This is a genomic window from Streptomyces sp. LS-MS-L19, assembly GCF_058382285.1.
In genome coordinates, this window is the sequence record NZ_JBYCLL010000001.1 from 5,108,022 (window position 1) to 5,132,296 (window position 24,275).

At 69.6% G+C, this 24,275-nt stretch carries 22 protein-coding genes, 2 tRNA genes and 1 pseudogene; 13 read left to right on the top strand and 12 right to left on the bottom strand.

Annotated elements, in window-relative coordinates; all coding sequences use genetic code 11:
- Positions 1-5 precede the first annotated feature (5 nt).
- Positions 6-869, top strand: a complete 864-nt coding sequence (locus AC2XR2_RS22860) for a DUF3566 domain-containing protein (RefSeq protein WP_330265731.1) — start codon at positions 6-8, stop codon at positions 867-869.
- Between the two features lie 123 nt (positions 870-992).
- A tRNA-Ile gene (locus tag AC2XR2_RS22865) sits at positions 993-1,069 on the top strand.
- A 109-nt stretch (positions 1,070-1,178) separates the two neighbouring features.
- On the opposite strand, the gene AC2XR2_RS22870 is transcribed toward AC2XR2_RS22865, so the two are convergent.
- A complete protein-coding gene (locus AC2XR2_RS22870; protein ID WP_381299800.1) occupies positions 1,179-1,496 on the bottom strand; it encodes a DUF6344 domain-containing protein in 318 nt (105 codons plus the stop codon).
- Positions 1,497-1,836: 340 nt separating this feature from the next.
- On the opposite strand from AC2XR2_RS22870, the gene AC2XR2_RS22875 reads away from it, so the two are divergent.
- Both AC2XR2_RS22875 and AC2XR2_RS22880 read left to right on the top strand, forming a co-directional pair.
- On the top strand, positions 1,837-1,965 hold the full coding sequence (locus AC2XR2_RS22875) for a DLW-39 family protein (protein WP_003999697.1): 129 nt from the start codon (positions 1,837-1,839) through the stop codon (positions 1,963-1,965).
- Positions 1,966-2,259: 294 nt separating this feature from the next.
- Positions 2,260-3,666 carry a hypothetical protein gene (locus tag AC2XR2_RS22880; RefSeq protein ID WP_491516152.1) on the top strand — a complete coding sequence of 469 codons (1,407 nt, stop codon included), beginning with the start codon at positions 2,260-2,262 and terminating at the stop codon, positions 3,664-3,666.
- 1,807 nt (positions 3,667-5,473) lie between these two features.
- Here the strand turns inward: AC2XR2_RS22880 and AC2XR2_RS22885 are convergent.
- Together AC2XR2_RS22885 and AC2XR2_RS22890 are read right to left on the bottom strand one after the other, a co-directional pair.
- Positions 5,474-6,374 (bottom strand): annotated as a pseudogene (locus AC2XR2_RS22885) (serine/threonine-protein kinase); the annotation flags it as partial.
- A 239-nt stretch (positions 6,375-6,613) separates the two neighbouring features.
- Positions 6,614-7,162 (bottom strand): helix-turn-helix domain-containing protein, encoded by a 549-nt coding sequence (locus AC2XR2_RS22890; protein WP_031036313.1) that lies wholly within the window; start codon positions 7,160-7,162, stop codon positions 6,614-6,616.
- A 183-nt stretch (positions 7,163-7,345) separates the two neighbouring features.
- Here AC2XR2_RS22890 and AC2XR2_RS22895 point away from each other — a divergent pair.
- Positions 7,346-7,418: transfer RNA gene (locus tag AC2XR2_RS22895), tRNA-Ala, on the top strand.
- An 84-nt stretch (positions 7,419-7,502) separates the two neighbouring features.
- Here the strand turns inward: AC2XR2_RS22895 and AC2XR2_RS22900 are convergent.
- Together AC2XR2_RS22900 and AC2XR2_RS22905 are read right to left on the bottom strand one after the other, a co-directional pair.
- Positions 7,503-8,471, bottom strand: coding sequence for a glycoside hydrolase family 26 protein (locus AC2XR2_RS22900; RefSeq protein ID WP_491516153.1), 969 nt, complete (start codon positions 8,469-8,471; stop codon positions 7,503-7,505).
- 174 nt (positions 8,472-8,645) lie between these two features.
- Positions 8,646-9,347, bottom strand: a complete 702-nt coding sequence (locus tag AC2XR2_RS22905) for a DUF5324 family protein (RefSeq protein WP_381299797.1) — start codon at positions 9,345-9,347, stop codon at positions 8,646-8,648.
- A 243-nt stretch (positions 9,348-9,590) separates the two neighbouring features.
- Between AC2XR2_RS22905 and AC2XR2_RS22910 the strand changes: the two genes are divergently transcribed.
- Complete coding sequence (locus tag AC2XR2_RS22910) at positions 9,591-10,118, top strand: peptidylprolyl isomerase (RefSeq protein WP_330265726.1); 528 nt, start codon at positions 9,591-9,593, stop codon at positions 10,116-10,118.
- Between the two features lie 177 nt (positions 10,119-10,295).
- Entirely contained in the window at positions 10,296-11,180 is an 885-nt protein-coding gene (locus AC2XR2_RS22915) for a rhomboid family intramembrane serine protease (RefSeq protein WP_381299796.1), read from the top strand.
- Positions 11,181-11,422: 242 nt separating this feature from the next.
- On the opposite strand, the gene crgA is transcribed toward AC2XR2_RS22915, so the two are convergent.
- A complete protein-coding gene (gene crgA, locus AC2XR2_RS22920; RefSeq protein WP_007383302.1) occupies positions 11,423-11,677 on the bottom strand; it encodes a cell division protein CrgA in 255 nt (84 codons plus the stop codon).
- Positions 11,678-11,817: 140 nt separating this feature from the next.
- On the opposite strand from crgA, the gene AC2XR2_RS22925 reads away from it, so the two are divergent.
- Genes AC2XR2_RS22925 through AC2XR2_RS22950 form a run of 6 tightly spaced genes read left to right on the top strand, consistent with a single transcriptional unit; the run spans position 11,818 to position 15,996 of the window.
- Positions 11,818-12,597, top strand: a complete 780-nt coding sequence (locus AC2XR2_RS22925; RefSeq protein WP_381299795.1) for a DUF881 domain-containing protein — start codon at positions 11,818-11,820, stop codon at positions 12,595-12,597.
- An 18-nt stretch (positions 12,598-12,615) separates the two neighbouring features.
- Positions 12,616-13,323 carry a class E sortase gene (locus AC2XR2_RS22930; protein ID WP_491516154.1) on the top strand — a complete coding sequence of 236 codons (708 nt, stop codon included), beginning with the start codon at positions 12,616-12,618 and terminating at the stop codon, positions 13,321-13,323.
- 16 nt (positions 13,324-13,339) lie between these two features.
- Complete coding sequence (locus AC2XR2_RS22935) at positions 13,340-13,537, top strand: hypothetical protein (protein ID WP_185093296.1); 198 nt, start codon at positions 13,340-13,342, stop codon at positions 13,535-13,537.
- The gene (locus tag AC2XR2_RS22940; RefSeq protein WP_491516155.1) at positions 13,534-14,172 is read left to right on the top strand and encodes an aminodeoxychorismate/anthranilate synthase component II; all 639 of its coding nucleotides are present in this window, start codon (positions 13,534-13,536) and stop codon (positions 14,170-14,172) included. The genes AC2XR2_RS22935 and AC2XR2_RS22940 overlap by 4 nt, the downstream gene beginning before the upstream one ends.
- Positions 14,169-15,242: a class E sortase gene (locus AC2XR2_RS22945; RefSeq protein ID WP_491516156.1), complete on the top strand. Its 1,074-nt coding sequence runs from the start codon at positions 14,169-14,171 to the stop codon at positions 15,240-15,242. Before AC2XR2_RS22940 ends, AC2XR2_RS22945 begins: the two co-directional genes overlap by 4 nt.
- A gap of 13 nt (positions 15,243-15,255) precedes the next feature.
- Positions 15,256-15,996: a class E sortase gene (locus AC2XR2_RS22950; protein ID WP_381299793.1), complete on the top strand. Its 741-nt coding sequence runs from the start codon at positions 15,256-15,258 to the stop codon at positions 15,994-15,996.
- A gap of 76 nt (positions 15,997-16,072) precedes the next feature.
- On the opposite strand, the gene pknB is transcribed toward AC2XR2_RS22950, so the two are convergent.
- From pknB to AC2XR2_RS22980, 6 genes are all read right to left on the bottom strand, one after another.
- A complete protein-coding gene (gene pknB, locus AC2XR2_RS22955; protein WP_491516157.1) occupies positions 16,073-18,067 on the bottom strand; it encodes a Stk1 family PASTA domain-containing Ser/Thr kinase in 1,995 nt (664 codons plus the stop codon).
- Positions 18,068-18,236: 169 nt separating this feature from the next.
- Positions 18,237-19,709 carry a peptidoglycan D,D-transpeptidase FtsI family protein gene (locus AC2XR2_RS22960; protein ID WP_381299791.1) on the bottom strand — a complete coding sequence of 491 codons (1,473 nt, stop codon included), beginning with the start codon at positions 19,707-19,709 and terminating at the stop codon, positions 18,237-18,239.
- The gene (locus tag AC2XR2_RS22965) at positions 19,706-21,160 is read right to left on the bottom strand and encodes an FtsW/RodA/SpoVE family cell cycle protein (RefSeq protein ID WP_330265718.1); all 1,455 of its coding nucleotides are present in this window, start codon (positions 21,158-21,160) and stop codon (positions 19,706-19,708) included. Before AC2XR2_RS22965 ends, AC2XR2_RS22960 begins: the two co-directional genes overlap by 4 nt.
- Before the next feature lie 27 nt (positions 21,161-21,187).
- A complete protein-coding gene (locus tag AC2XR2_RS22970; protein ID WP_449348910.1) occupies positions 21,188-22,753 on the bottom strand; it encodes a Stp1/IreP family PP2C-type Ser/Thr phosphatase in 1,566 nt (521 codons plus the stop codon).
- A gap of 98 nt (positions 22,754-22,851) precedes the next feature.
- Positions 22,852-23,364 (bottom strand): FHA domain-containing protein FhaB/FipA, encoded by a 513-nt coding sequence (locus tag AC2XR2_RS22975; RefSeq protein ID WP_020134183.1) that lies wholly within the window; start codon positions 23,362-23,364, stop codon positions 22,852-22,854.
- A 10-nt stretch (positions 23,365-23,374) separates the two neighbouring features.
- Positions 23,375-24,250, bottom strand: a complete 876-nt coding sequence (locus tag AC2XR2_RS22980; RefSeq protein WP_330265717.1) for an FHA domain-containing protein — start codon at positions 24,248-24,250, stop codon at positions 23,375-23,377.
- Between the last annotated feature and the right edge of the window lie 25 nt (positions 24,251-24,275).

The following is a 24,275-nucleotide window of genomic DNA, read 5'->3' on the forward strand; positions in this document are numbered from 1 at the left end:
TCATCGTGAGCGGAGCCACGGGCGCCGGATCGACCGGAACCTCTAGGGGGTCCTCCCCCGGCACGGAGGCGGACGGCGGCGGCCGTGGCTCTGCCGCGCGTGCGGCAGACGCGCGGGGGACGGATGCGCGCGGTACGGACACGCGTGGCACGGCCCCGCGTCCGGCGGAACAGCACCCGACGGATACGCACACGACTCAACTCAAGGCGATCAAGCCGCCCGCGACCCAGTCGCGCTCGCCCGAGACTCATGGATCCCAGGGGGGACCTGTGACGGACACCCAGCCGCCGGCCCAGCCGACGGCGCCCGCCGCACCGCCCAAGGCGGCGGCCCAGCCGCAGCCCCAGCCCGCGGCACAGCCTTCACCTTCTCCGCTGCCGGGGGAACGGCAGCCGCAGCAGCAGCCCGGTCCGTATCACCCGCCGCAGGCCTACCCGACACAGGCCACCCCGGCCGGTGCCGTACGGCGCCCGCGGACGGGGGCGCGCACCGTGCCCCGTACGCGCAAAGCACGTCTGCGGGTGGCCAAGGCCGACCCGTGGTCCGTCATGAAAGTCAGCTTCCTGCTCTCCATCGCACTCGGCATCTGCACGATCGTCGCGGCCGCCGTGCTCTGGATGGTCATGGACGCGATGGGCGTCTTCTCGACGGTCGGCGGGACGATCTCCGAGGCGACCGGTTCGAACGAGTCGAACGGCTTCGACCTCCAGGCATTTCTCTCCCTGCCGAACGTCCTGATGTTCACGTCGATCATCGCGGTCATCGACGTCGTCCTGGCGACGGCTCTCGCGACCCTCGGCGCGTTCATCTACAACCTCTCCGCGGGCTTCGTCGGCGGCGTCGAGCTGACGCTGGCCGAGGACGAGTGACCCGGCTTCAAACCTGGCTTCAAACCTGTGGGGGCGGTCCTGAAGGAACCGATTTTGGGACTGCCCACGTCGTGCGCTAATCTTCAGGAGTCAGCGCGCGGGACACACCCCGCAGAGCGCGGCGGGGCTATAGCTCAGTTGGTTAGAGCGCATCCCTGATAAGGATGAGGCCACAGGTTCAAATCCTGTTAGCCCCACCAGACTCGAAGACCTTCAGCCGGTTCCGGTTGGGGGTCTTCGGCGTTTGGGGGTGCACTTCTGTTCGGCGCTTACGGACGTGTTCTACGGCTGGGCTGTACGGGCGTGGTGTCAGACACAGTCAGCCGGCTCGAGCGGTTCCGTCCCGGCTTCCGTGTCGGCGGGGGAGCGGTGGCGGCAGCTGGGGGTCTTGCCGTGGGCCTCGGCGCGGATGCGCTGCTTCATCGTGGGCGGCAGGGCTTTGACGTAGGACCAGAGCCCGTGGGACACCGCCGGGGCCTCCGGGTGCGCCACGGCGCTGTTGCGGGCCGGCTGGGTCTGCGGTACGGCCGCGGCGGCGGTCGTGGTGATGAGTCCGAGCGCCGTGAACAGCGCGAGGAAGGCGGTGATGACGGCGGTCCACAGGTTCATGACCTTGTTCTGGGCCATGGTCCCTCACTTTCGGGCTGGGGCGATTTGCGTACTTTCCTCATGATGTGTATGGGGGCCGCGAAATCACGGACCGGAGCCTGTGGCGCGTCGATCTTCAGATGAACACCACACGGATGGGTGCAAGGTGGTCGAAAAATAGAAGAATGAGGGCGAGAGGTGCCGAAGTGACCCTGCGTGGAGATGTGATCACCCTCTGATCGGAGGTGCGTGCTCCGCTTCTACTGAGCTGTCCCGGGCGGGAGTTGAGGCCCCGGACGCAGGTCACCGATCGGTATCGGTCGGTGTGTATAGTCGGGCGCCAGAGGTCCCCTACGTCAACGAAAGACGAGGTCGCGCGGTGAAGAAGCTTCTCCTGGTCGCACTGGCCGCCATCGGCGGGCTCCTCGTGTACCGCCAGATCCAGGCGGATCGCGCCGAGCAGGATCTGTGGACGGAGGCGACTGACTCCGTGCCCACGGGTTCGTGAGTACCGAGATTCGATTCTGAGCAGACCCCGGCCGTGGTTGCGGTCGGGGTTTTGTGTTGTCCGGGAGCGGGAGCGGGAGCGGCTGCTGCGGAGGCCGAGGCCTGTTGCCGGGGCGTTTCGGACGGGCGTACGGATTGCGGGGGTGGGCGGCGGCGCTGCGGGGCAGGATGGGCTGCGGTCGGTCGGTGGGGCGGTTCGTCGGCGGGTCAGCAGGTTGGCTGGTCGGCAGGTCGCAAAGGCGATCGCTGGGCCGGTCATGGGAGCTCGGGCGCAGGCACGGAGGGGTGGCGCGGGATGGGGCGGCGGCGTAGGGCGTGGTGGCGGGTGGCCGTCGTAGGGGCGGTGCTGGGCGCCGTGGCCGGGGCGCCCGGGGCTCCGGTTCTCGCCGCCTCAGGTGCCCCCGTCCAGTCCCCCTCCCCCTCTTCCTCCGCCTCTCCGTCTTCTTCTCCCCCTTCCTCCACTACGGCCTCCTCGTACGCCTTCGTGGCAGGCGCCCCGTCGGTCACGGGCACGGTGAGCACCGGGGCCGCCGAACTCCTCGAACCCGGCACGACGTACCGGAGTTCGCTCCCGAGCGAGGGCAAGGTCTACTACCGCCTCGACCTCGACGGCACATCGACCGTGTACGTCGCCGCTACCGCCGTTCCCCCGGCGGATGCCCCCGTCGCCGCGACGGAAGGCGTCAGAGTGACCGTGCAGGACGCCGACGGCCGTGCCTGCTCCGCGCCGGACACCGCCACCATCGGCGCCGGTCGCAGTACGCGCCCCCTCACCGCGTGGGGCGCCCGGGCGCTCCCGTCGAAGCGGTCGCTGTGCCGGGGCGCCGGGACGTACTACGTCGCCGTCGAACGGGTGCTGCGCACCGAGTCCGTGCCGGGCGACTGGGACCTGGAGCTGGCGCCCGTGCTGGAACCGCGGCTGCGGCAGGCCGGGCCGAGCAGCGCGCCCGAGTCCTGGGACTCCGCCACGCCCTCGCCTCCCGTTGGCGGGGCTGTGCGGGTGCGGGGCGGTGGGGGGTTCGGCTCGGCGACCGCGCTGGAGCAGGGGGTCTGGCGGGATGACGTACGGCCCGGACAGACGCTGTTCTACAAGGTGCCGGTCGGCTGGGGGCAGCAGGTGTACGCCACCGCCGAGCTCGGCAGTGCGAAGGCGGGTGGGGCCAGCGGGGGGAGCGGGAACGGCCTGGTGCCGGGGGCTGTGAATCTGGCGCTGTACAACCCCGTGCGCGGCCTCGTCGACGACACCAGCATCAGTTACAGCGGCAGCCAGCGGTCCGGTGCGCTCGCCGCCGTACCGCCGGTGGGGTACGACAACCGGTACGCCGTTTCCGGGCGGGTGAGCGGGATGCGGTTCGCCGGGGCGTATTACCTCGTGGTGCATCTCGCTGCGCGGGTCGGCGAGGAGTTCGGAGACGGGCCGCTCGGGCTGACGTTGCGGGTGCGGGTGAAGGGAGAGGCGGGGGGTGGGCCGGGCTATGCGGGGGAGTCCGAGCCGGCGGGGCTTTTCCAGGCGGGGCTTGGTGGGCTTGGCTCGTCGTCGGGGGACGGGGTGGTCGCGGGCGCCGGGGACGGTGGCGCCAGTGGTGGCGGGGGCGCCGGGATGAAGGCGGTGGCCTTCGGGGGGATCGGGGCGGGGACCTTGGTGTTGGTGGTTCTCGGGGTGTGGGTTGTGGTGGGGCGGCGGCGAGCTGCGGGGGTGTGAGGCGGAGGAGGAGACGGGGGGCGCGCCTTTCCGACTTGTGGGTGGCTCACGGTCGCAGGTGATGCCGAAGCGCGGGTGGATCAGGTGCGGCCGTTCGGTACGTGTGGCGCTGACCGATCCCTGCGTGCGGCGTCGGCCCGTCCGGGCTTGGGCTGCCGGGCTGTCTCCTGCGCTGACGGTTCTCAGATCTGGGTGAGGGCCCAGAAACCGACTGCGTAGCAGGCCAGGGCCAGAAGCAGGAGGGGGATCGCCACCTTGGCGGGTGGGCCGCTTCGGCGTGCGCGGGAAATCGTCCGAGCGGGAGGCGGAACCTGCGGGGTCTGAGCGGTGTACGAAGCAGTAGAGGCATCAGCGCGGGGCTGGTGCTGGGGGGAGGGCAGGACGTGAGTGGGGGGCGTCGGGTCGTGGGGGAAGGCGTAGGCGGAGTGGGCCTGTGCTTGTGGGCGGGGCTGGTGTCGGTGTTCCTGGGGCTGTGGATGGAATGGCGGCGGCGGAGGGAAGCTGCCGGGTTCCGACGTCGAGGGCGGCCCTGCGGGAGCGGGTGGGGTGTGGGGTGCGGACCAGTAGGCCCCGCTACCCGTGCCTGGCTCGTGGGTTGGGAAGGGCGCGCCGGTTTGTGGGTGGCCGGCTTCCGCGTGGCTGCTCGGAGGGGCGGCCGGGGTGTTGGCGCCTGGGGTGGAGGGCACGGCACCTGGAGGGGGTGGTGGGTTCGTTTCGCCGGGCCAGGAGGGCGGGGTGCTCTGCTCGGGCCAGGACCCTGGGTTCGCTTGCCCCTCCTCGTGCCAGGACGCGTCGCCTCGCGAGGCGGACCGGGAGGCGGCCCCGCCCGTCCCGTCGGGTCGGAAAGAGGCGGGCCCATGTCCGTTGCCGGGCCACGAGGAGGCACCGCCCGCTGCCCCAGGAGGCTGCGGGGACACGCCGTTGCCCTCCCCGAACCAGGAGGCCGCCCGGTCCGACTCTCCGGGCCGGGAAGCGGACCCGTGCGGGTGGCTGGGCCAGGAAGCGGCCCCATCGACCGCACCACCGGAATCAGCACCAGCACCGGCACCGTGACCGGGCCAGGCGGCGGCCCCCTCACCTCCACCTGCGCCGAAAGCCCCAGCGCTTCCTCCATCACCCCCGGAGTACACCCCGTTCTGCCGGCCGCCTCCGGAATCAGCCCTGCCGCCAGGCGCCGCCCAGTTCTCGGGCGGTACACCGGCCCCGGGCACGCCCTCGCCTTTCGAAGGAGCCCCGCTCCCGGAAGTCGCTCCGCTTCCGGACGGCGCCCACCCCTTGAGCGACCCTTCGTTCCCGAGCCCCACCACACTCTCGGACGACGGCCAGTTCTCGGGCGTCCCTCCGCTCCCGCGCGCCCCGTCGGCCGTGGAGTGGACTCCACGGCCGGAGTGCGAGTCACTGCCGGACGGCGCCCAGTTCTCGGGCGGCTTCCCGCTTTCGGAGGGCACTCCACCCCTGGATGGCGAGTCGCCGGCGGACGGCGACCAGTTCTCGGACGGTCCCCTGCTCCCGTGCGCCCCCGCACCCTCGGAGGGCGCCCCGCCTCCGGAGCGCTGCTCGCCGGCGGACGGCGGCCGGCTCTCAGGCGGTCTCCCGCTCCAGGGCGCCCCCGCGCCTCCAGAGGACAGCCCGCTTCCGTAAGGCGCTCCAGCTCCAGGCGCCGCCCAGTTCTCGGATGGCCCCCCGCCCGCGGGCGCAGCCTCGCCGCCGACCGATCCCGCGCCCCCTGCCGCCCCCGCACCCCCGTCTCCCGCCCGGAACCGCGCTCCTCCCTCCGCCCCGGTCCCCCCGTGGTGAGTCCTTCTCGGATCCACTCCTGGGGCTTGTTTCAGGGGGCCCTCCGGGCCGAACCCCGGCGGCAGGGGGCCGAGTTGGTCGAAGATTTCGATCGACTCGTCTTCGGGGCCCGGCTCCGGGAGGAGTTCTCGGGCGGCGGCGAGGGCTTTGCGGGCCCCCGTGGCGGTGCGGAAGCGGGCCTGGGGGTCCGGTTGGAGGAGGGAGGCTACGACCTGCCAGAGAGGGTCAGGGACGCTCTGGGGCGCGCTCGGCGTCCCGTGGGCGGCGAAGTACTGGATGAGCGCCTTGGCGTCGGGCTTGGCGCCCTCGAGGAGGTACAGCGCGACCAGGCCGACGGCGAACAGGTCGGCCGGAAAGTCCGGTTCCGCGCCCATCATCTGCTCGGGGGCGAGATAGCCCGGCGTCCCCACGACGAGGTTGGTCTCGGTCAGCCGCGGCTCGCCCAGCCGCATCGCGATGCCGAAGTCGGACAGGCGCAGCCGGGGGCGCCCGGTACCGGTCGCTTCGAGCAGGATGTTGGCGGGCTTGATGTCACGGTGGACGACGTCCTCCGCGTGGACCGCGGCCAGCCCCGCGAGGAGCTGGTCGAGGAGGGTGCAGACGAACGAGGGCGGCAGCGGGCCGTAGTCCCCGATCAGGTGGACCAGCGAACCGCCGGAGACCAGGTCCATGGTGAACAGGACCTTGTCGTCGTCGGCGGCCCAGCTGGCCGGCGCGAGGACATGGGGGTGGTCGATCCGCAAAGCCTGTTCGCGGACGAAGCGCAGCAGGGAGTGCGCGTCGCTCTGCAGCAGGACCTTCGCGGCCACATAGCGGCGGCGCCGGTGGTCCCAGGCACGCCAGACGGCGCCGACGCCTCCGCGTCCGATCGGGTCGGCCAGTTCGTACCGGCCGGCGAACACCTCACCCATGACTGCGCGTCGCTCCTCCCCCTGCGGTTACCTCCGTTGCTTCCCCCCTGATGAGCGATACGACCCCCTCGTGGCCTCCCGGATGAGAGATACGGCCCCGCGTTCCTCGTCTCCTCGGCGGCTGACACACCCCCGTGTGCCACCCCCGGTGAGGAGCGCGACCCCCTCGCGCTCCTCCGTCCTGCCCCAACGGCCCCCGGCCCGGCTGCCGAACCCCCTTCGGCGGCCGGGCGGGCGGCTCAGTTCTGGTGGGACTGGTAGTGCGTGACGGCGTCGGAGGTCCGGCCGGCGCCGTAGACCCGGAGGAACTCTGCCAGCTCCGGGTGGGTCGGGGCGAGAGTGTCGGCCGCGTCGATGATGTCTCCGGCGGCGGCCACCGAGCGCAGCAGCGACTGGATCTCGCGGACGACCCGCTTGACCGTCGGCGCACCCGAACTGCTGGTCGTGGTCGTGGTGTTGCTGAGCACCGAGCCCCCCTGCGACTTCTTGATCTCGTCCATCCGCTCGGTCGCCTCGGCGGCGCTCACGCTGCCGTCGGCGACCTGCCCCGCCAGGTCCTGGAGCAACTGCACCCGCTGGACCACCGCAGGATTGCCGATCTTCGCCCGCTGACCGCTCATCAGCTGGGACAGCATCGGCGCGGACAGTCCCAGTACCCCCGCGAGACGAGCCTGGTTGAGGCCGAGGTCGTCTATGAGCTTACGAAAGAGCGCCCCCAGCGGCTCCCCGTACCAGTTCCGCTGAAGCTCCCGCGCTCTTGCGGTCGCTTCCTGCTGTGCGGCGTCCATGTGCGTCTCCCCATCGCTTCCCCAAAAAACCGTGGTTCGCGACAGCGAACCACGCCGAGCATCTTACGGAGAGTGGTCGTTCGCGGGGACCCCCAATCTTTTTGCGGAATACCGGGGATGACCCGGTACTCTGGTCTGCGGCGCCACCGGTAAGCGGTTCTTCCGGCGGACGTCCCTCATCCCGGGGCCTTAGCTCAGTTGGTAGAGCGCTGTCTTTGCATGGCAGATGTCAGGGGTTCGACTCCCCTAGGCTCCACTCCCAAAATCCCCTCCGACCTGCGGAAACGCGGGCGGAGGGGATTTGCGTACGGGCGACCGGCCGGACGCCCGCCTCCACGCCCTACGACCCGTCGGCGCCCATCAACCCCCGGTACACCGCCGCCGACTTCGGATGCGAGCGGCAGCCCCACACGCCGTGCGGGCAATAGTCGCTGATCGACTGGTACAAGGGGCGCTGCTCGGCGAACCAGGTGAGCATGCCGCGCATGTACGCCGGGTTGTCGCCGTTCTCGTACAGGCCCCATTCCTGGTACGAGAACGGCTTGCGGTGGGCGCGGGCGAAGCGGACATGGGCCCGCAGACCGTACGGCTCGTCGAGCTGGCCGGTAAAACTCAGGCCGCGCGGGGCGTCGTAGGCGTCCATACCGATGATGTCGACGACCTGGTCGCCCGGATAGCACCGCGGCCACGGGATCGCGTCGCGGCCCCGGGTGGGCGTGAACTCGAAGCGGAAGCGCTGACCGGGCACCGAACGCATCGCGCGCACGATCCTCGCCCAGTACGTCTTCCAGGCGGTCGGGTCCGGGGCGCAGCGGTGGGTGTAGGTGGTGCCGTTCATCTCCCAGCCGAGGACGACGACCGTGTCCGGGACACCGAGAGCCGTGAGCCTGCGGGCCAGGGCACGGAAATGGGCGTCGTAGGCGCCACTCGCCCCGCGCCGGAGTTCCGCCACCACCGCGCTGTCGGGGAGGTGGGCCTCGGTGCGTTCCAGCATCGGCACGTTCAGGACGAACATCCGCCGGGCGTCGGCTCGCCGCCAGGCCGCCCAGGACTCCAGATAGCCCGGGGCGCCCTCGATGTTGCTCCAGCGGTCGCCGGGCAGATACACGTGGCCCACGCGGGGCGCCGGCCCGCCCAGCCAGCTGCCGAACGCTCTCAGACGGGCCGTGTCGGAGGGCTCGTAGCCGACATAGGCGCCGTACACGGCGGAGGCGGCGGGCTCAGGGGCCGGGGTGCGCGCGGTGCAGGCCGACGCCACCAGCAGCAGTACGGCGGCCAGGGCGAGCAGCCCGCGGCGCGAGGGCATCATGACGGCGGCGGTCCATCCGGTCAGGAGACCGCCACAGGACGGTCAAGAGACATGTCCCCGCGACTGTGGCGCACCCGAGCACCACCCCACCGGTCCGGCCACCCCGTCGGGTGAACATGACGGTGGGGCGGAAGACTGTCCGCCCCACCCCTGGTACACGCCGTCCAGACGGCGTCAGCGCCCTTCGTCGTGCCTCGCCGCGTCCTCCTCGGCCTCCTTCGCCTGGACCTCCGGGTCCAGGTCGGACTGACCGGTGCCGTCCACGGACGTCAGCCGGCCGGACTCGGGCACCTCGGTCGCGGCGGGAGGCTCGACCAGCCAGTCCGGGTTGGCCTGCTTGTCCCACCACTTCCACGCGGCGAACGCGCCCCCGGCCACCAGGCCCGCGACCGCCAACGCCTTGGCGAGCCGTCCTGCGCGAGCCCGCCGTTCGTGCTTGCGGACCAGCTTCCGGACCTCCTTGGGCGAGACCTGGCCGCGCAGAGCGGCCAGTGCGGCCGCGCTCCGTGCCGTGGCCTCCCCGGCGACCGGACCGGCCGCGGCGACGGCCAGCTCGATCTTCGGACGGGAGTAGTCAGCGGCCTGACGGGCCGCCTTGCGGGTGCGTACGGCTGCCTCGTGGGCGGCCTGGTCGACCTTCGGCGGAACATGAGTACGGGCCTGCTCCAGGCGTGGCGCGACGTGGGCGCCGTACTGGACACGAGCCTGCTCGGCGGCCTGGGAGACCTTCGGCGCGAGTCGTACACGCGCCTCGGTCGCGTACTGCGAAGCCTTGTCCTTGGCCGTGTCGGCGTAGGGCGCCACCACTTCCGCGGCGTGCAGCACGCTGTCCTTCGCCGAGCCGGTCGCGGCGCGCACGCTGTCGATGCGGGTCACGGGATCCTCCTCCTCGGTGGCGTACGGTAATTCGACTTTCCACCCTTTTACGGATCATGCCTGCCGGAGTGCAGCCCGGCACCTGAGGGCGGGCTATCCGGATCAATAGCGGATGAATACGTGGCAACAGGAGCTTGTCGACGACAATGCCACGGATCGCCGCCCCGCGCCCCCGCCCGGACCCTCCTCGGCCGGATCCGTGCGAGGATCGGTGGGGCACAACAAGTCAACGGAAGGCAGATCGTGGCCGAGCAGCTTTACGCCACCCTCAAGACGAACCACGGCGACATCGAAGTCCGGCTCCTGCCGAACCACGCCCCGAAGACCGTCAAGAACTTCGTCGAACTCGCCCAGGGCGAGCGCGAGTGGACCCACCCCGGCACCGGCGAGAAGTCCACCAAGCGCCTCTACGACGGCACGATCTTCCACCGTGTCATCAGCGGCTTCATGATCCAGGGCGGCGACCCGCTGGGCACCGGCATCGGCGGCCCCGGCTACGAGTTCGAGGACGAGTTCCACCCCGACCTCGGCTTCAACAAGCCCTACCTGCTCGCCATGGCCAACGCCGGCCCGGGCACCAACGGCTCGCAGTTCTTCATCACCGTCTCCCCGACGGCCTGGCTGAACCGCAAGCACACCATCTTCGGCGAGGTCACCGACCCGGCCAGCCAGAAGGTCGTCGACGCCATCGCCGGCGTCAAGACCAGCCGCCCCAACGACCGGCCGGTCAACGACGTCGTCATCGAGTCGGTCGTCGTCGAGACCCGCTGAGGCCGCGCCGCCGCCCACGCGCAGGAATCAGCGGACATCGCGCCGCAGGAAGCAGCGGACACCGCGCCGCGAGAACCAGCGGAACCCGCGCGAAGGGAACCAAACGCCCCGCTCAACCGTAAGGATGAGCGGGGCGGCGCACGTGCCACGACGACTCAGGGCGACTTAGGGGATGTCATGAACCAGGAGGCGGGCAGTTCACCGCAGGCCCACAGCCTGCCCGGCTGCTACCGGCACCCGGACCGCGAGACCGGCATCCGCTGCACCCGCTGCGAGCGCCCCATCTGCCCCGAGTGCATGGTCAGCGCCTCCGTCGGCTTCCAGTGCCCCGAGTGCGTACGCGACGGCGGCGGCAGCGGACCCGCCCCGGCCGCGGCCAGGCCCCGCACCATCGCCGGCGGCAGCGTCACCGCCGACCCCCGGCTGTTCACCAAGATCCTGATCGGGATCAACCTCGCGGTGTTCATCGCCATCCAGGCCAACGCCTCCCTGGCGACGGACCTCAGCCTCATCGGCGCCTATCCGCCGCCGCCCTTCCAGGTCACCGAGGGAGTCGCGGACGGGCAGTACTACCGCCTGGTGACCTCGATGTTCGCGCACCAGGAGATCTGGCACATCGGCTTCAACATGCTGAGCCTGTGGTGGCTCGGCGGCCCCCTCGAAGCCGCCCTCGGCCGCGCCCGGTACCTCGCCGTCTACTTCGTCTCCGGGCTCACCGGCAGCGCCCTCGCCTACCTGCTGGCCGGCCCGGCCACCCAGACACTCGGCGCCTCCGGAGCCATCTTCGGTCTCTTCGGCGCCACCGCCGTCCTGATGCGGCGGCTCAACTACGACCTGCGGCCGATCATCGCGCTCCTGGTGATCAACCTGATCTTCACCTTCGGCTGGAGCAGCATCTCCTGGCAGGCCCACATCGGCGGTCTCGTCGCCGGGCTCATCACGGGCTACGGCATGATCCACGCGCCACGCGAGCGGCGGGCGCTGGTGCAGTACGGCACCTGTGCGCTGGTCCTGCTGGTCGTCGTGGTCATGACCGTGATCCGGACCGCACAGCTGACCTGAGCAGGCCTTTGTCCACAGCGAGTGGCGGATCTTGTGCATACAGTGCGGGAACAGCTGTGCCCCCTGTCGCCGACCCGTGTTTGTGCAGGTCAGGCAGGGGGCGAACAGGCTTGCGGGGGCTGGTGTGATGGTCGCACCGGCGTCAACGCCCGATGAGTTATCCACAGATCGTAGTCTTTTCCCCAGGCCCTGTGGAAATTGCTACAGGCTGTGGATAACTCAGCGGATACCCGTGGGCAGAGCTACTTCCACTGGGTGGAGACGGCGAACCCGGCGGCGATGAAGCCGAAGCCCACCACGATGTTCCAGTTGTCCAGGGCGTCGATGGGCAGCGAGCCGTCGGTCACATAGAAGACGACGATCCAGGCAAGCCCGATGAGGAACATGGCCAGCATCACGGGGGCGACCCAGGCGCGGCTGTTCAGCTTGATGGCGGTCGCCTGCTTCGCCGGGGGCGGCGTGTAGTCGGCCTTCTTGCGGATACGTGACTTCGGCACGAGGGTCTCTCCTGTCGATGCGCTGCGTGGCCGCGCAGGTAACTGGTCGGGCTCCGGGCAGCGTACAAGGGGACACTGAGCGCTCCCCCGGGCGTCCGTTAGCGTAGTGCTTCCGCGGCGCCGAAGGAGATAAGGGTACGTTGAGCAATTCTGCCGACTCCCCCCAGTCCGGATCCAGCCCTGTCCGGGGTCGGGGTTTCCGGCCGGTGAGAGTGCTCACGGTGGGCGTCTTCGCTCTCGCGGGCCTCATCTTCTTCACGAGTTTCAACACGGCCAAGGGTACGGACATCCGTACGGACGCCTCGCTGCTGAAGCTCTCGGATCTCATCCAGGAGCGCAGTCACAAGAACGGCGAGCTCGACGAGGCGAACGGCTCGCTGCGCCGGGACGTCGAGTCGCTGGCCGAGCGTGACGACGGCAGCACCCAGGCCGAGGACGACAAGCTCGCGGCTCTGGAGGACAGGGCGGGCACCCAGAAGATCAAGGGCAAGGCGGTCACGGTCACGCTCGACGACGCCCCGCCGAACGCCACCGCCAAGCTCCCCGGCTATCCCGAGCCGCAGCCGGACTACCTGGTCATCCACCAGCAGGACCTCCAGGCCGTGGTCAACGCCCTGTGGAAGGGCGGCGCCAAGGGGATCAAGGTCATGGACCAGCGGCTGATCTCCACCAGCGCGGTGCGCTGTGTCGGCAACACCCTGATCCTTCAGGGCCGGGTCTACTCGCCGCCGTACAAGATCCAGGCGGTCGGTGATCCCGGGAAGCTGAAGCAGGCGCTCGCGGATTCGAAGGCGATCCAGAACTACATGGTCTACGTCAATGTCTACGGCCTTGGCTGGAATGTCGCCGATGACGGCACGGTGACTCTTCCCGGCTACTCGGGCACAGTGGATCTGCAGTACGCCAAGCCAGTGGAGTAGGTCCCGGGGGAGCTGCCGGTGCGAGTCGTCGTCAGGACCGTCAGCGAGCTGTGCATCACTGCCGGTGCCCTGATCGTGTTGTTCGTCGTCTATGTGCTGTTCTGGACCGGTGTGAAGGCGGACACCGTCATGGACGACCAGATCGACCAGCTGCAGAGCCAGTGGTCCAAGGGGACGGTGCGGCAGCCGGAGGGGGCGGCCGGTGCCTCCGCGTCTCCCGGTGCGTCCGTGTCTCCGGCCGAGCCGGCGCCGTACCGAAGTGGCCGGCCTTTCGCGATCATGTACATCCCGCGGCTTGGTTTCACGTGGAACAAGCCCGTTCTGGAGGGCACCGCGGTCGGCACCCTGAAAAAGGGGCTCGGGCATTACGCGAACACCGCGCAGCTCGGGCAGGAAGGCAACTTCTCGGTCGCGGGGCACCGGCGGACGTACGGCGATCCGTTCAAGGACTTCCCTGAGCTGCGTCGGGGGGACGCGGTCGTGCTGACGGACGGGACGACCTGGTTCACGTATCGGATCGACAAAGGGCCCTACAAAACCGTTCCCACGGACATTGAGGTGATCGATCCTGTGCCACGTACTTCGGGGTACACGCGGCCCGGCCGCTATCTCACGCTGACCACGTGCGATCCGGAGTGGGGACACAGTCACCGGCTGATCGTGTGGGCTCATCTGGACTCCACCCAGCCTGTGGAGGACGGCAAGCCTGTTGCGCTGCGCCGTTAGTCTGGTGCGGTACGGCGTGAGTGTGGTGCCGTGGTGCGACGGAAGGGACGGCATGTACGGCTGGATCTGGCGGCATCTGCCGGGGAACGCATGGGTGAAGGCGCTGCTCTCACTCGTGCTGGTCGTTGCTGTGGTCTACGTCCTGTTCCAGTACGTCTTCCCGTGGGCCGAACCGCTGCTGCCCTTCAACGATGTGACGGTGGACAACCAGTGAGCGCGCGCATTCTCGTCGTCGACAACTACGACAGCTTCGTCTTCAACCTGGTCCAGTACCTGTACCAGCTGGGCGCCGAGTGCGAGGTGCTGCGCAACGACGAGGTGTCGACGGCGCACGCCCAGGACGGCTTCGACGGGGTGCTGCTGTCGCCGGGCCCGGGGACGCCCGAGGAGGCCGGCGTCTGCATCGAGATGGTGCGGCACTGCGCGGCCACCGGGGTTCCGGTCTTCGGCGTCTGTCTGGGCATGCAGTCGATGCAGGTGGCGTACGGCGGTGTCGTGGACCGCGCGCCCGAGCTGCTGCACGGCAAGACGTCCCTGGTCGAACACGAGGGGCGCGGGGTCTTCGCCGGGCTGCCGACACCCTTCACGGCGACCCGGTACCACTCGCTGGCGGCCGAGCCGGCGACGGTCCCGGCCGAGCTGGAGGTCACCGCGCGGACGCACGACGGGATCGTCATGGGGCTGCGGCACCGTGAACTCCCGGTCGAGGGCGTGCAGTTCCACCCCGAGTCGGTGCTGACGGAGCACGGTCACCTGATGCTGGCCAACTGGCTGGTGGAGTGCGGGGACCAGGGCGCGGTGGCGAGGTCGGCGGGGCTCGCCCCGGTGGTGGGCAGGGTCACGGCGTGACGGCGCTGCGCCCCGAGCGCGAGGACTTGTACGGCGACGCGTCGTACGAGTCCTACGGCGGTGATGCCTACGGGGGCGACGCCTATGGGGCCGAGCCCTATGAGGTGAGGCCTTCTGACGGGGCGTCGGTGCCGTATGTGCCGCCCGCCGACGACGAGACGGTGGCGTTGCGGATACCGGATCCGCCGCCGCCCTCCATATCCGCTTCTGCGGCCTCTTCCGTCACATCCGCCACTGGATCCCCACAGGGCGGGCGGGCGGCCCGCAGAAAGGCCGCCAAACGCCGTCACGGGCGTCATGGTGGTGCCGCCGCGCCCGAGGTGCAGCCGGAGCAGGAGTCACCGGACGGGAAGCCGCTCTCGCGGATGGAGGCCCGGCGGCAGGCGAAGGCGCGCAAACCGGGCGCGGCGGTCGTCGCGAGCCGGGCGATCGGTGAGGTGTTCATCACCACCGGCGTGCTGATGCTGCTGTTCGTCAGCTACCAGCTGTGGTGGACCAATGTCCGGGCGCACGCGGCGGCCGACAAGGAAGCGAGCAGCCTCCAGAACGACTGGGCGAGCGGCAAGGGCGCCCCGGGCACCTTCGAGCCGGGGCAGGGCTTCGCACTGCTGCACATCCCCAAGCTGGACGTGGTGGTGCCGATCGCCGAGGGCGTCAGCAACAAGAAGGTGCTCGACAAGGGCATGGTCGGGCACTACGGCGAGGGCGCCCTGAAGACCGCGATGCCGGACGCCAAGACCGGGAACTTCGCGCTCGCCGGGCACCGCAACACGCATGGCGAGCCCTTCCGTTACATCAACAAGCTCAGCCCGGGTGACGCGATCATCGTGGAGACGCAGGACGAGTACTACGTCTACAAGATGACCTCGACGCTTCCGGTGACCTCTCCGAGCAACACGAGCGTGATCGACCCCATCCCGAAGGGTTCCGGTTTCACCACGGCCGGCCGGTACATCACCCTCACCACCTGCACGCCGGAGTTCACCAGCAAGTACCGGTTGATCGTCTGGGGCAAGATGGTCGAGGAACGGCCGCGCAGCAAGGGCAAGCCGGATGCGCTCGTCCAGTAAGGGCAGATGACTAGTGGCAGCGACCACCGAGCAGCAAGAGCAGCACTCCGGCACGTCCGCGCCGCGCCGCCGTGGCCCCGGGCGGATCGCCATGGCGGTGAGTGTCTTCGGTGAACTCCTCATCACGGCGGGCCTGGTGCTGGGTCTGTTCGTCGTGTACTCGCTGTGGTGGACGAATGTCGTCGCCGACCGGCAGGCCGACAAACAGGCCGACAAGGTGCGGGACAGCTGGATGGAGGGCCGGGACACCGGGCCGGGCGCGCTGGACACCAAGAACGGCATCGGCTTCCTGCACGTGCCCGCGATGAAGAACGGCGAGGTCCTGGTCGAGAAGGGCACCTCGACGAAGATCCTCAACGACGGTGTGGCCGGCTACTACACCGACCCCGTCAAGGCCACGCTTCCCACCAGCGGCAAGACCGGCAACTTCTCCCTCGCCGCCCACCGCGACGGGCACGGGGCGAAGTTCCACAACATCGACAAGCTCAAGAAGGGCGACCCGATCGTCTTCGAGACCAAGGACGAGTGGTACGTCTACAAGGTCTACGCCGTCCTGTCCGAGACCTCGAAGTACAACGTCAAGGTCCTCGGCCAGATCCCCAAGGAGTCCGGCAAGAAGAAGGCCGGCCACTACATCACGCTGACGACGTGCACGCCGGTCTACACCTCGCGCTACCGCTACGTCGTGTGGGGCGAACTGGTCCGCACGGAGAAGGTGGACAGCGAGCGGACGCTGCCGAAGGAACTGCGCTGATTCCAGCGCGGTTGTGCGCAAAGGGCAGGGCCCCGGAACCTGGTGGTTCCGGGGCCCTGTCGTTCGTGTTGTGCGGCTAGCCGTTTCCGCCTCCGAAGAAGCCTCCACCGCCGTTGTTGCCGCCGTTGTTGCCGCCTCCGACGCTCACCGTGGCCAGGGTGATCTGGGTGGCGCCGGGGTCGTTGACCTCGTTGCCGCCGCCCGGGTCCTGCTGGGCCACCACGGCGGTGTCGCTCTGGTCGCTGCCGTTGGCGAACTGGATGTTCGTGAAGCCGGCGGCATTGAGGATCTGGCGGGCCTGCGCGACCGTGCGGCCCCTGACGTCCGGGACCTCGGTCTTGTCCGCCGGCTTGCCGATCTGGATGTTGACCGACGAGTTCTTGTCGACCTGGGTGCCGGCCTGCGGCGAGGTCGCGATGACCTTGCCGATCTGGTTGGTGTCCTCGGTCTCCACCTGGGTGCAGTTGCCGACGAGGTTGTTCGCCTGCATCTGTGCCTTGGCGTCGTCACAGGACTGGCCCGTGACGTCCGGGACCGTGGACTTCTCCTCGGCCTTGGCGATGGTGAGGGTGATGGTGGAGCCCTTCTCCACCTCCTCGCCGAGGGAGGGGTTCTGCTTCAGGACCGTGCCCGGTTCCTCGGCCGACTCCTCCTGCTTGGTCTTGACGACGAACCCGTACTTGTCGCCCTCAAGCGTCTCCGTGGCCTTGTCGACGTCCTGACCGAGGACACTGGGGACGGCCACCTTCGGCGCCCCCGTGGACACCACGATGTCGACGGCGGTGTTCTTGTCGACCTTGGTGCCGGCTGTCGGGTTCTGCTCGCAGATGTTGCCCTTGGCCGCGTCCTCACAGGCCTTCTGCGTGATCTGGCCGACCTTCAGGTCGATGTTGGTCAGCTGTCTGGTCGCGTCTTCCTGGGACTGGTTGACGATGTTGGGCACGTCCACCTGGTCGTTGCCAGCCCCACCGCCGCTGAAGATCCACTTGCCGATCAGGATCGCGCCGACGAGCACCAGGATGCCGGCCACCACCAGCAGGATCGTCGAGGTGTTCGACTTCTTCTGGCGGCGCCGGTCGGGGCGGTCGTCGTAGCCGTAACCCGCGTCGTCCGGGTTCATCGGCGGCAGCATGGTGGTGGCGCCCGCGTCGGAGCGCAGGGCCGTGGTCGGCTGGTCGTCGGGGTAGCCGCCGTAGCCCACCGAGCCCATCGCCGCGGTGGCCGCGACCGGCTGGCCGTCGAGGCAGGCCTCGATGTCGACGCGCATCTCGTCGGCCGACTGGTAGCGGTAGTTGGGGTCCTTGACCAGGGCCCGCAGCACGATCGCGTCCATCTCGGGCGTGATCTCGGGGTCGAAGACCGACGGCGGCTGGGCCTCCTCGCGCACGTGCTGGTACGCGACGGCGACCGGGGAGTCGCCCACGAAGGGCGGCCGTACCGTCAGCAGCTCGTACAGGAGACAGCCGGTCGAGTAGAGGTCGGACCGCGCGTCGACCTGCTCGCCCTTCGCCTGCTCCGGGGAGAGGTACTGGGCGGTGCCGATCACGGCGGACGTCTGGGTCATGGTCATGCCGGAGTCGCCCATGGCGCGGGCGATGCCGAAGTCCATGACCTTGACCTGGCCGTTGCGCGTCAGCATGACGTTGGCCGGCTTGATGTCCCGGTGCACGATCCCGCTGCGGTGGGAGTACTCCAGCGCCTGGAGGATCCCGATGGTCATCTCCAGCGAGCGCTCCGGCAGCAGCTTGCGGCCGGAGTGGAGCAGCTCACGGAGCGTGGAGCCGTCGACGTACTCCATGACGATGTACGGGATCGAGACCCCGTCGATGTAGTCCTCGCCCGTGTCGTAGACCGCCACGATCGCGGGATGGTTGAGCGAGGCGGCCGACTGGGCCTCCCGGCGGAACCGGGCCTGGAAGGACGGGTCGCGCGCGAGGTCCGCGCGCAGCGTCTTCACCGCCACCGTGCGGCCGAGGCGCGTGTCCATGGCGAGGTAGACCTCCGCCATGCCACCACGGCCGAGCACCTGGCCCAGCTCGTACCGGCCGCCGAGGCGACGCGGCTCTTCCATAGCTTCCTACCAGCCCTCTCCGTCGGTCCCGACCGGCACGTGTGTGCCGTCGGAGGCTGCACTCCGGGCCTACCGTACCCGGCTTGCTTTGTGTGACCTGGCCAAGTGCGTCACCCGATACAGGACCGGTATCGCAACGTGCACCGATGTGGAGGTGACGTGATCGGGGTCACTTCTTGGACTTGATGACCGCCTCCATGACGCTCTTGGCGATGGGCGCCGCGAGACCGCTGCCGGAGATGTTCTCGCGGACCGCGTTGTCGTCCTGGACGACCACGGCGACGGCGACCGGCGCGCTGTCGCCGACCTTGGCGTACGAGATGAACCAGGCGTACGGGTTCTTGCTGTTGTTCTCACCGTGCTGGGCGGTACCGGTCTTGCCGCCGACGGTGACGCCGTCGATCTTGGCAGTGGTGCCGGTGCCCTTGTCGACGACCGTCTCCATCATCGACTGGAGGATCTGGGCGTTCTCCGGGGACAGCGGCTCGCTCATCTTCTCCGGCTCCGTCTTCTCGAGGGTGTCGAGGTTCGGGGCCTGGAGGGAGTCGACCATGTACGGCTTCATGAGGGTGCCGTTGTTGGCGACGGCCGAGGCGACCATGGCCATCTGGAGCGGGGTCGCGGCCGTGTTGAACTGGCCGATCGAGGACAGCGCGGTCTCCGAGGGGTTCATGTCGTCGGAGAAGACCGAGGCGCTGGAGCGCACGGGGACGAACTGCTGCTCGTCGAAGCCGAACTTCTTGGCCTCTTCCAGCATCTTCTCGTTGCCGAGGTCGGAGCCGATCTTGCCGAAGACGGTGTTGCAGGAGTACTGGAGCGCGACCCGCATGGTGGCGTTCTCGCAGGGGATGTTGCCCTCGTTCTTCAGCGGGGTCGTGGTGCCCGGCATGGTCCACGGCAGCGGCGACTTGGTCTTCTCGTCCGCCTCGGTGTACAGGCCGTTCTCCAGGGCGGCCGCCGCGGTGACGACCTTGAAGGTGGAGCCGGGCGGGTAGACCTCGCGCAGCGCCCGGTTGAGCGACGGGTCGTCGGGGTTGTTCTTCTTGTCGAGCTTCTTCCAGGCCTCGGCGTCGGCGTCGCTGCCACCGGCGATCGTGGAGGGGTCGTACGACGGGTAGGTGGCGAGCGCCAGGATCTTGCCGGTGGAGGGCTCGATGGCGGCGACGGCACCCTTGCCGCCCTGCTTCTTCAGACCGTCGTAGGCGGCCTTCTGGGCGGCGGCGCTGAGGGTGGTGACGACATTGCCGCCCTCCTTCGGCTTGCCGGTGAGCATGTCGAGGGTGTTGCGGAAGAACAGCCGGTCGTCGTTGCCGGTGAGGATGCCGTCCTCGATGGACTCCAGCTGGGTGGCGCCGTAGGACTGCGAGACGAAGCCGGTGACGGGCGCCCACATGGCGCCGTCCTTGTAGGTGCGCTTGTACTTGAAGTCGCCGGAGGTGGTCTCGGCGTGCCCGGTGATGGACTTGCCGTCGACGATGATGTCGCCGCGGGGTGTGGCGTACCGCGCGATCAGCACCCGGCGGTTGTCGGGGTCCTCCCGGAGCGCGTCGGCCTTGACGTACTGGAGCCAGTTGTCGCGGATGAGCAGGGCGAGGACCAGGAGGCCGCAGAAGATCGCGATCCGGCGCAGGGGCTTGTTCATGACGGGCGGACCACCTGGGTCATCTCGGCGTCGGGGTTCGGGGCGGGGGCGGGCGCCGGGCGGCGTGCGGTGTCGCTGATTCTGATCAGGATGCCGATCAGGGCCCAGTTGGCGATGACGGAGGAACCGCCGTACGCGAGGAAGGGCATCGTCATACCGGTCAGCGGGATCAGGCCCATGACACCGCCGGCCACCACGAAGACCTGGAGCGCGAAGGCGCCGGACAGGCCGATCGCGAGGAGCTTGCCGAAGGGGTCGCGGGCGGCGAGGGCGGTGCGCACGCCGCGCTCCACGATCAGGCCGTAGATCAGCAGGATCGCCATGAGGCCGGCCAGGCCGAGTTCCTCGCCGAAGGTGGCGAGGATGAAGTCGGAGTTGGCGGCGAACCGGATGAGCTCGGAGTGGCCCTGTCCCCAGCCGGTGCCGAGGGTGCCGCCGGAGCCGAAGGCCCACAGGGCCTGCATGGCCTGCTCGGAGTGGACCATGCCGTCGCCGTTCGGGGTGCGGCTCAGCGTGTACTCGCGCATCGGGTTGAGCCAGGCCTGGACGCGGGTCTGCACGTGCGGTTCGAAGCTGGCCACGCCGACGGCGCCGGCCGCGGACATCAGCAGACCGAAGACGATCCAGCTGGTCCGCTCGGTGGCGACGTACAGCATGATGATGAACATTCCGAAGAACAGCAGCGAGGTACCGAGGTCGGTCTCGAACACCAGGATGAGGATCGACATCATCCAGACGACGATGATCGGACCGAGGTCGCGGCCGCGCGGCAGGTACAGGCCCATGAAGCGGCGGCTGGCGAGGGCGAGCGCGTCCCGCTTCACCATGAGGTAGCCGGCGAAGAAGATCGCCAGGACGATCTTGGCGAACTCGCCGGGCTGGATGGTGAAGCTGCCGACCTTGATCCAGATCTTGGCGCCGTAGGTGATGTTGGCGCCGAGGCCCGGGACGAGCGGGAGGAGCAGCAGGACCAGCGCGCCGACCATGGAGATGTAGGTGTAGCGCTGCAGGACCCGGTGGTCCTTGAGGAAGACCAGGACGACGGCGAACAGGGCGATGCCCATCGCCGTGTAGATCAGCTGGTTGGTGGCCTTGCCGCCGGCCTGGCCGATCTGCTGGAGCAGCTTGGACTGGTCCAGGCGCCAGATCGCGACGAGCCCGAGGCCGTTGAGCAGGGTGGCCAGCGGCAGCATCAGCGGGTCTGCGTACGGCGCGAACTTGCGGATGACGAGGTGGGCGACGCCGGCCAGCAGGCCGAGGCCCAGTCCGTAGCTCAGCAGTCCCGACGGGACCTGGTCGTCGATGGCCAGGCCCACGTTGGCGTACGCGAAGACCGGGATGAGCACGGCGAACACCAGCAGGGCCAGCTCGGTGTTGCGGCGGCTCGGTGCGCCGATCGCGCCGATCGTGGACGTGTGGTGCGTCGAGGTGTTCGAAGTACTGCTACTCATCGTGTGACAGGGCCTCTCACGGCTTGCCTACTGCGTACCGCAGTTCCCGACGACCTGCTTCTCCTCGTCCGAGAGGGTGGGGCCGGGGGTGGGAGTGGGCGCGGTCGGGGATGCGGAAGCGTTCGGGGACGGGGAGGACGTGCTCGTCGGGGTCGGTGTGGCCTTGGACGCGAGGGAGGACTGGGTGGTTCCCGTGGTGCCGCCGGCCTCGCCCTGACCCGTCTTGGAGTTCTTCCCGCTCTCCGCGGCCTCGGCCGCGGCCTCCTTCTTGCACGCGGAGGCCTGGACGCCGAGTTCGTCGATCTTCTTCTGGGCGGTCTTCAGGTCGCCCTCGGCGATCGTGCCCTCGACCGACTTCTGCTGGTACGGCGGCAGGTACTTGAGTTCGATCTCGGGGTGGTCCTTGGACACCTTCGAGAGCGACACCCAGGCCAGGTCCTGGCTGATGCCGCGGTACAGCGCCACGTGCTCGCCGTTGACGCCGACGTAGTACTGGGTCTGGGTCCAGCGCCAACCGCCGTACAGGCCACCGCCGATGACAGCCAGCGCGAGCACCGTGTAGAAGGATCTCTTCAGCCACCTGCCGCCCTTGCGGGGCTTGACGAAGTCGTCGTCGGTGTAGTCGCCGAAGCTGCCCGTCTGGACGTAGCCGGTGGTGTCGCCGGAGCCGGGCGCGCCGTACTCGCCGCCGCCCTGACCCGGCACCTGGCGGCCGAGTCCGGAGGCGCGGCCGGCGGGGGTCTGCATGATGCCGTTGTCGTGCAGCTGGTGCTGGTTCTCGGCGACCGCGCCGACCACGACCGGGGTGTCGGAGAGCTGCCCGGCGAGGGTGTCCCCGGTGTCCAGGTCGAGGACGTCGGCGACGATGACCGTGATGTTGTCGGGGCCGCCGCCGCGCAGTGCGAGCTGGATCAGCTCCTGCACGGTCTCCTGGGGGCCCTGGTAGCTGGCGAGGGTGTCCTCGAGGGTCTGGTGGGAGACCACGCCGGACAGGCCGTCGGAGCAGATCAGGTAGCGGTCGCCGGCCCGGACCTCACGGATCGACAGGTCGGGCTCGACGTGTTCGCCGCTGCCCAACGCCCGCATCAGCAGGGAGCGTTGGGGGTGGGTGGTGGCTTCTTCCTCGGTGATGCGGCCCTCGTCGACCAGGCGCTGCACCCAGGTGTGGTCCTGGGTGATCTGGGTGAGGACGCCGTCACGCAGCAGGTACGCGCGCGAGTCACCGACGTGCACGAGGCCGAGGCGCTGGCCGGTCCACAGCAGGGCGGTGAGCGTGGTGCCCATGCCCTCCAGCTGGGGGTCCTCCTCGACCATGGAGCGCAGCTGGTCGTTGGCGCGCTGTACGGCGTGGCCGAGCGAGGTGAGGACGTCGGAGCCGGGGACGTCGTCGTCGAGGGCGACGATGGTGGAGATGGCCTCGGAGGAGGCGACCTCGCCGGCGGCGGCGCCGCCCATGCCGTCGGCGATGGCGAGCAGGCGGGGCCCGGCGTATCCGGAGTCCTCGTTGCCCTCCCGGATCATGCCTTTGTGCGATCCGGCGGCGAAGCGCAGTGACAGACTCATGCGCACCTCGCCCGTCGGCTCCGGATACATCCGCACGGTGCCCACCCTCCGGTCGGGAGCGCGCCGGGGCCCGGGGTGGGGGCCCACGCCGCGTGCTCGCTCCGCTCACGCCTATTCATGATGTAGCACTACTTCCGCAGCTCGATGACGGTCTTGCCGATACGGATCGGCGCGCCCAGCGGAATCGGTGTGGGAGTCGTCAGCCGGCTCCGGTCGAGGTATGTGCCGTTGGTCGAGCCCAGGTCCTCGACGATCCAGTTGCCGTCGCGGTCCGGGTAGATCCTGGCATGCCGGCTGGAGGCGTAGTCGTCGTCCAGCACGATGGTGCTGTCGTGCGCCCGGCCCAGCGTGATGGTCTGGCCCTGGAGCGCGACGGTGGTGCCGGTGAGGGTGCCCTCGGACACGACGAGCTTGGTGGGGGCGTTACGGCGCTGGCGGCCCCCGGCGGCCGGCTGCTGGCGCTGCTGCGGGGGCGCCTGCCGCTGGGCCTGCTGGGCCCGGCCTGCCTCCCGGCGCGAGCCGCGCTGGGTGACGCGCGTACCGAACAGGTCGCTGCGGATGACCTGCACGGCCACGATCACGAACAGCCACAGTACGGCCAGGAAACCCAGCCGCATGACCGTGAGGGTCAGCTCTGACATTGCCCCCGCTTCACCCTTCGGCTTGCCGGTAAATGATGGTGGTGCTGCCCACGACGATCCGCGAGCCGTCGCGGAGCGTAGCGCGGGTGGTGTGCTGCCCGTCCACCACGATGCCGTTGGTGGACCCGAGATCCTGGATCGTCGAGGGCGTTCCGGTCCGGATCTCGCAGTGCCGGCGCGAGACGCCGGGGTCGTCGATCCGCACGTCGGCTTCGGTGCTGCGGCCCAGCACCAGCGTGGCGCGGGAGATCTGGTGGCGGGTGCCGTTGATCTCGATCCAGTGGCGGGTGCGGGAGCCCGGGGCGGGCGCGCCGACCGGGCCGCCGGCGCCGGGGCGCTGTGCCGCCGCGGCGGGCGGGTAGCCGTACCCGCCGCGGCCGCCGGGCGGCGGTGGGGCGGACGGCATGGGCGGGGCACCTGCCGGAGCGGCCGACGGCGGGTAGCCGTAACCGCCGGCACCCGGGCCGGGGCGGCCGGCCGGGGCCGCGGCGCCGGGGGCCTGCTGGTCGGTGGATCCGGCGAGCGTACGGCTGCGCACCCGGTACAGGCCGGTGTCGAGGTCGTCCGCCTTCTCGAGGTTGACCTTGATCGGGCCCATGAAGGTGTAGCGCTGCTGCTTGGCGTAGTCCTTCACCATGCCGGCGAGCTCGTCACCGAGCTGGCCCGAGTAGGGGCTGAGCCGCTCGAAGTCGGGTGTGCTCAGCTCCACGATGAAGTCATTGGGTACGACCGTGCGGTCGCGGTTCCAGATGGTCGCGTTGTTGTCGCACTCACGCTGGAGCGCGCCCGCGATCTCCACGGGCTGGACCTCGGACTTGAACACCTTGGCGAAGGTGCCGTTGACCAGACCTTCGAGACGCTGCTCGAACTTCTTCAGGACTCCCATGAGGCACCTCCTCCGTCCTTGCCGC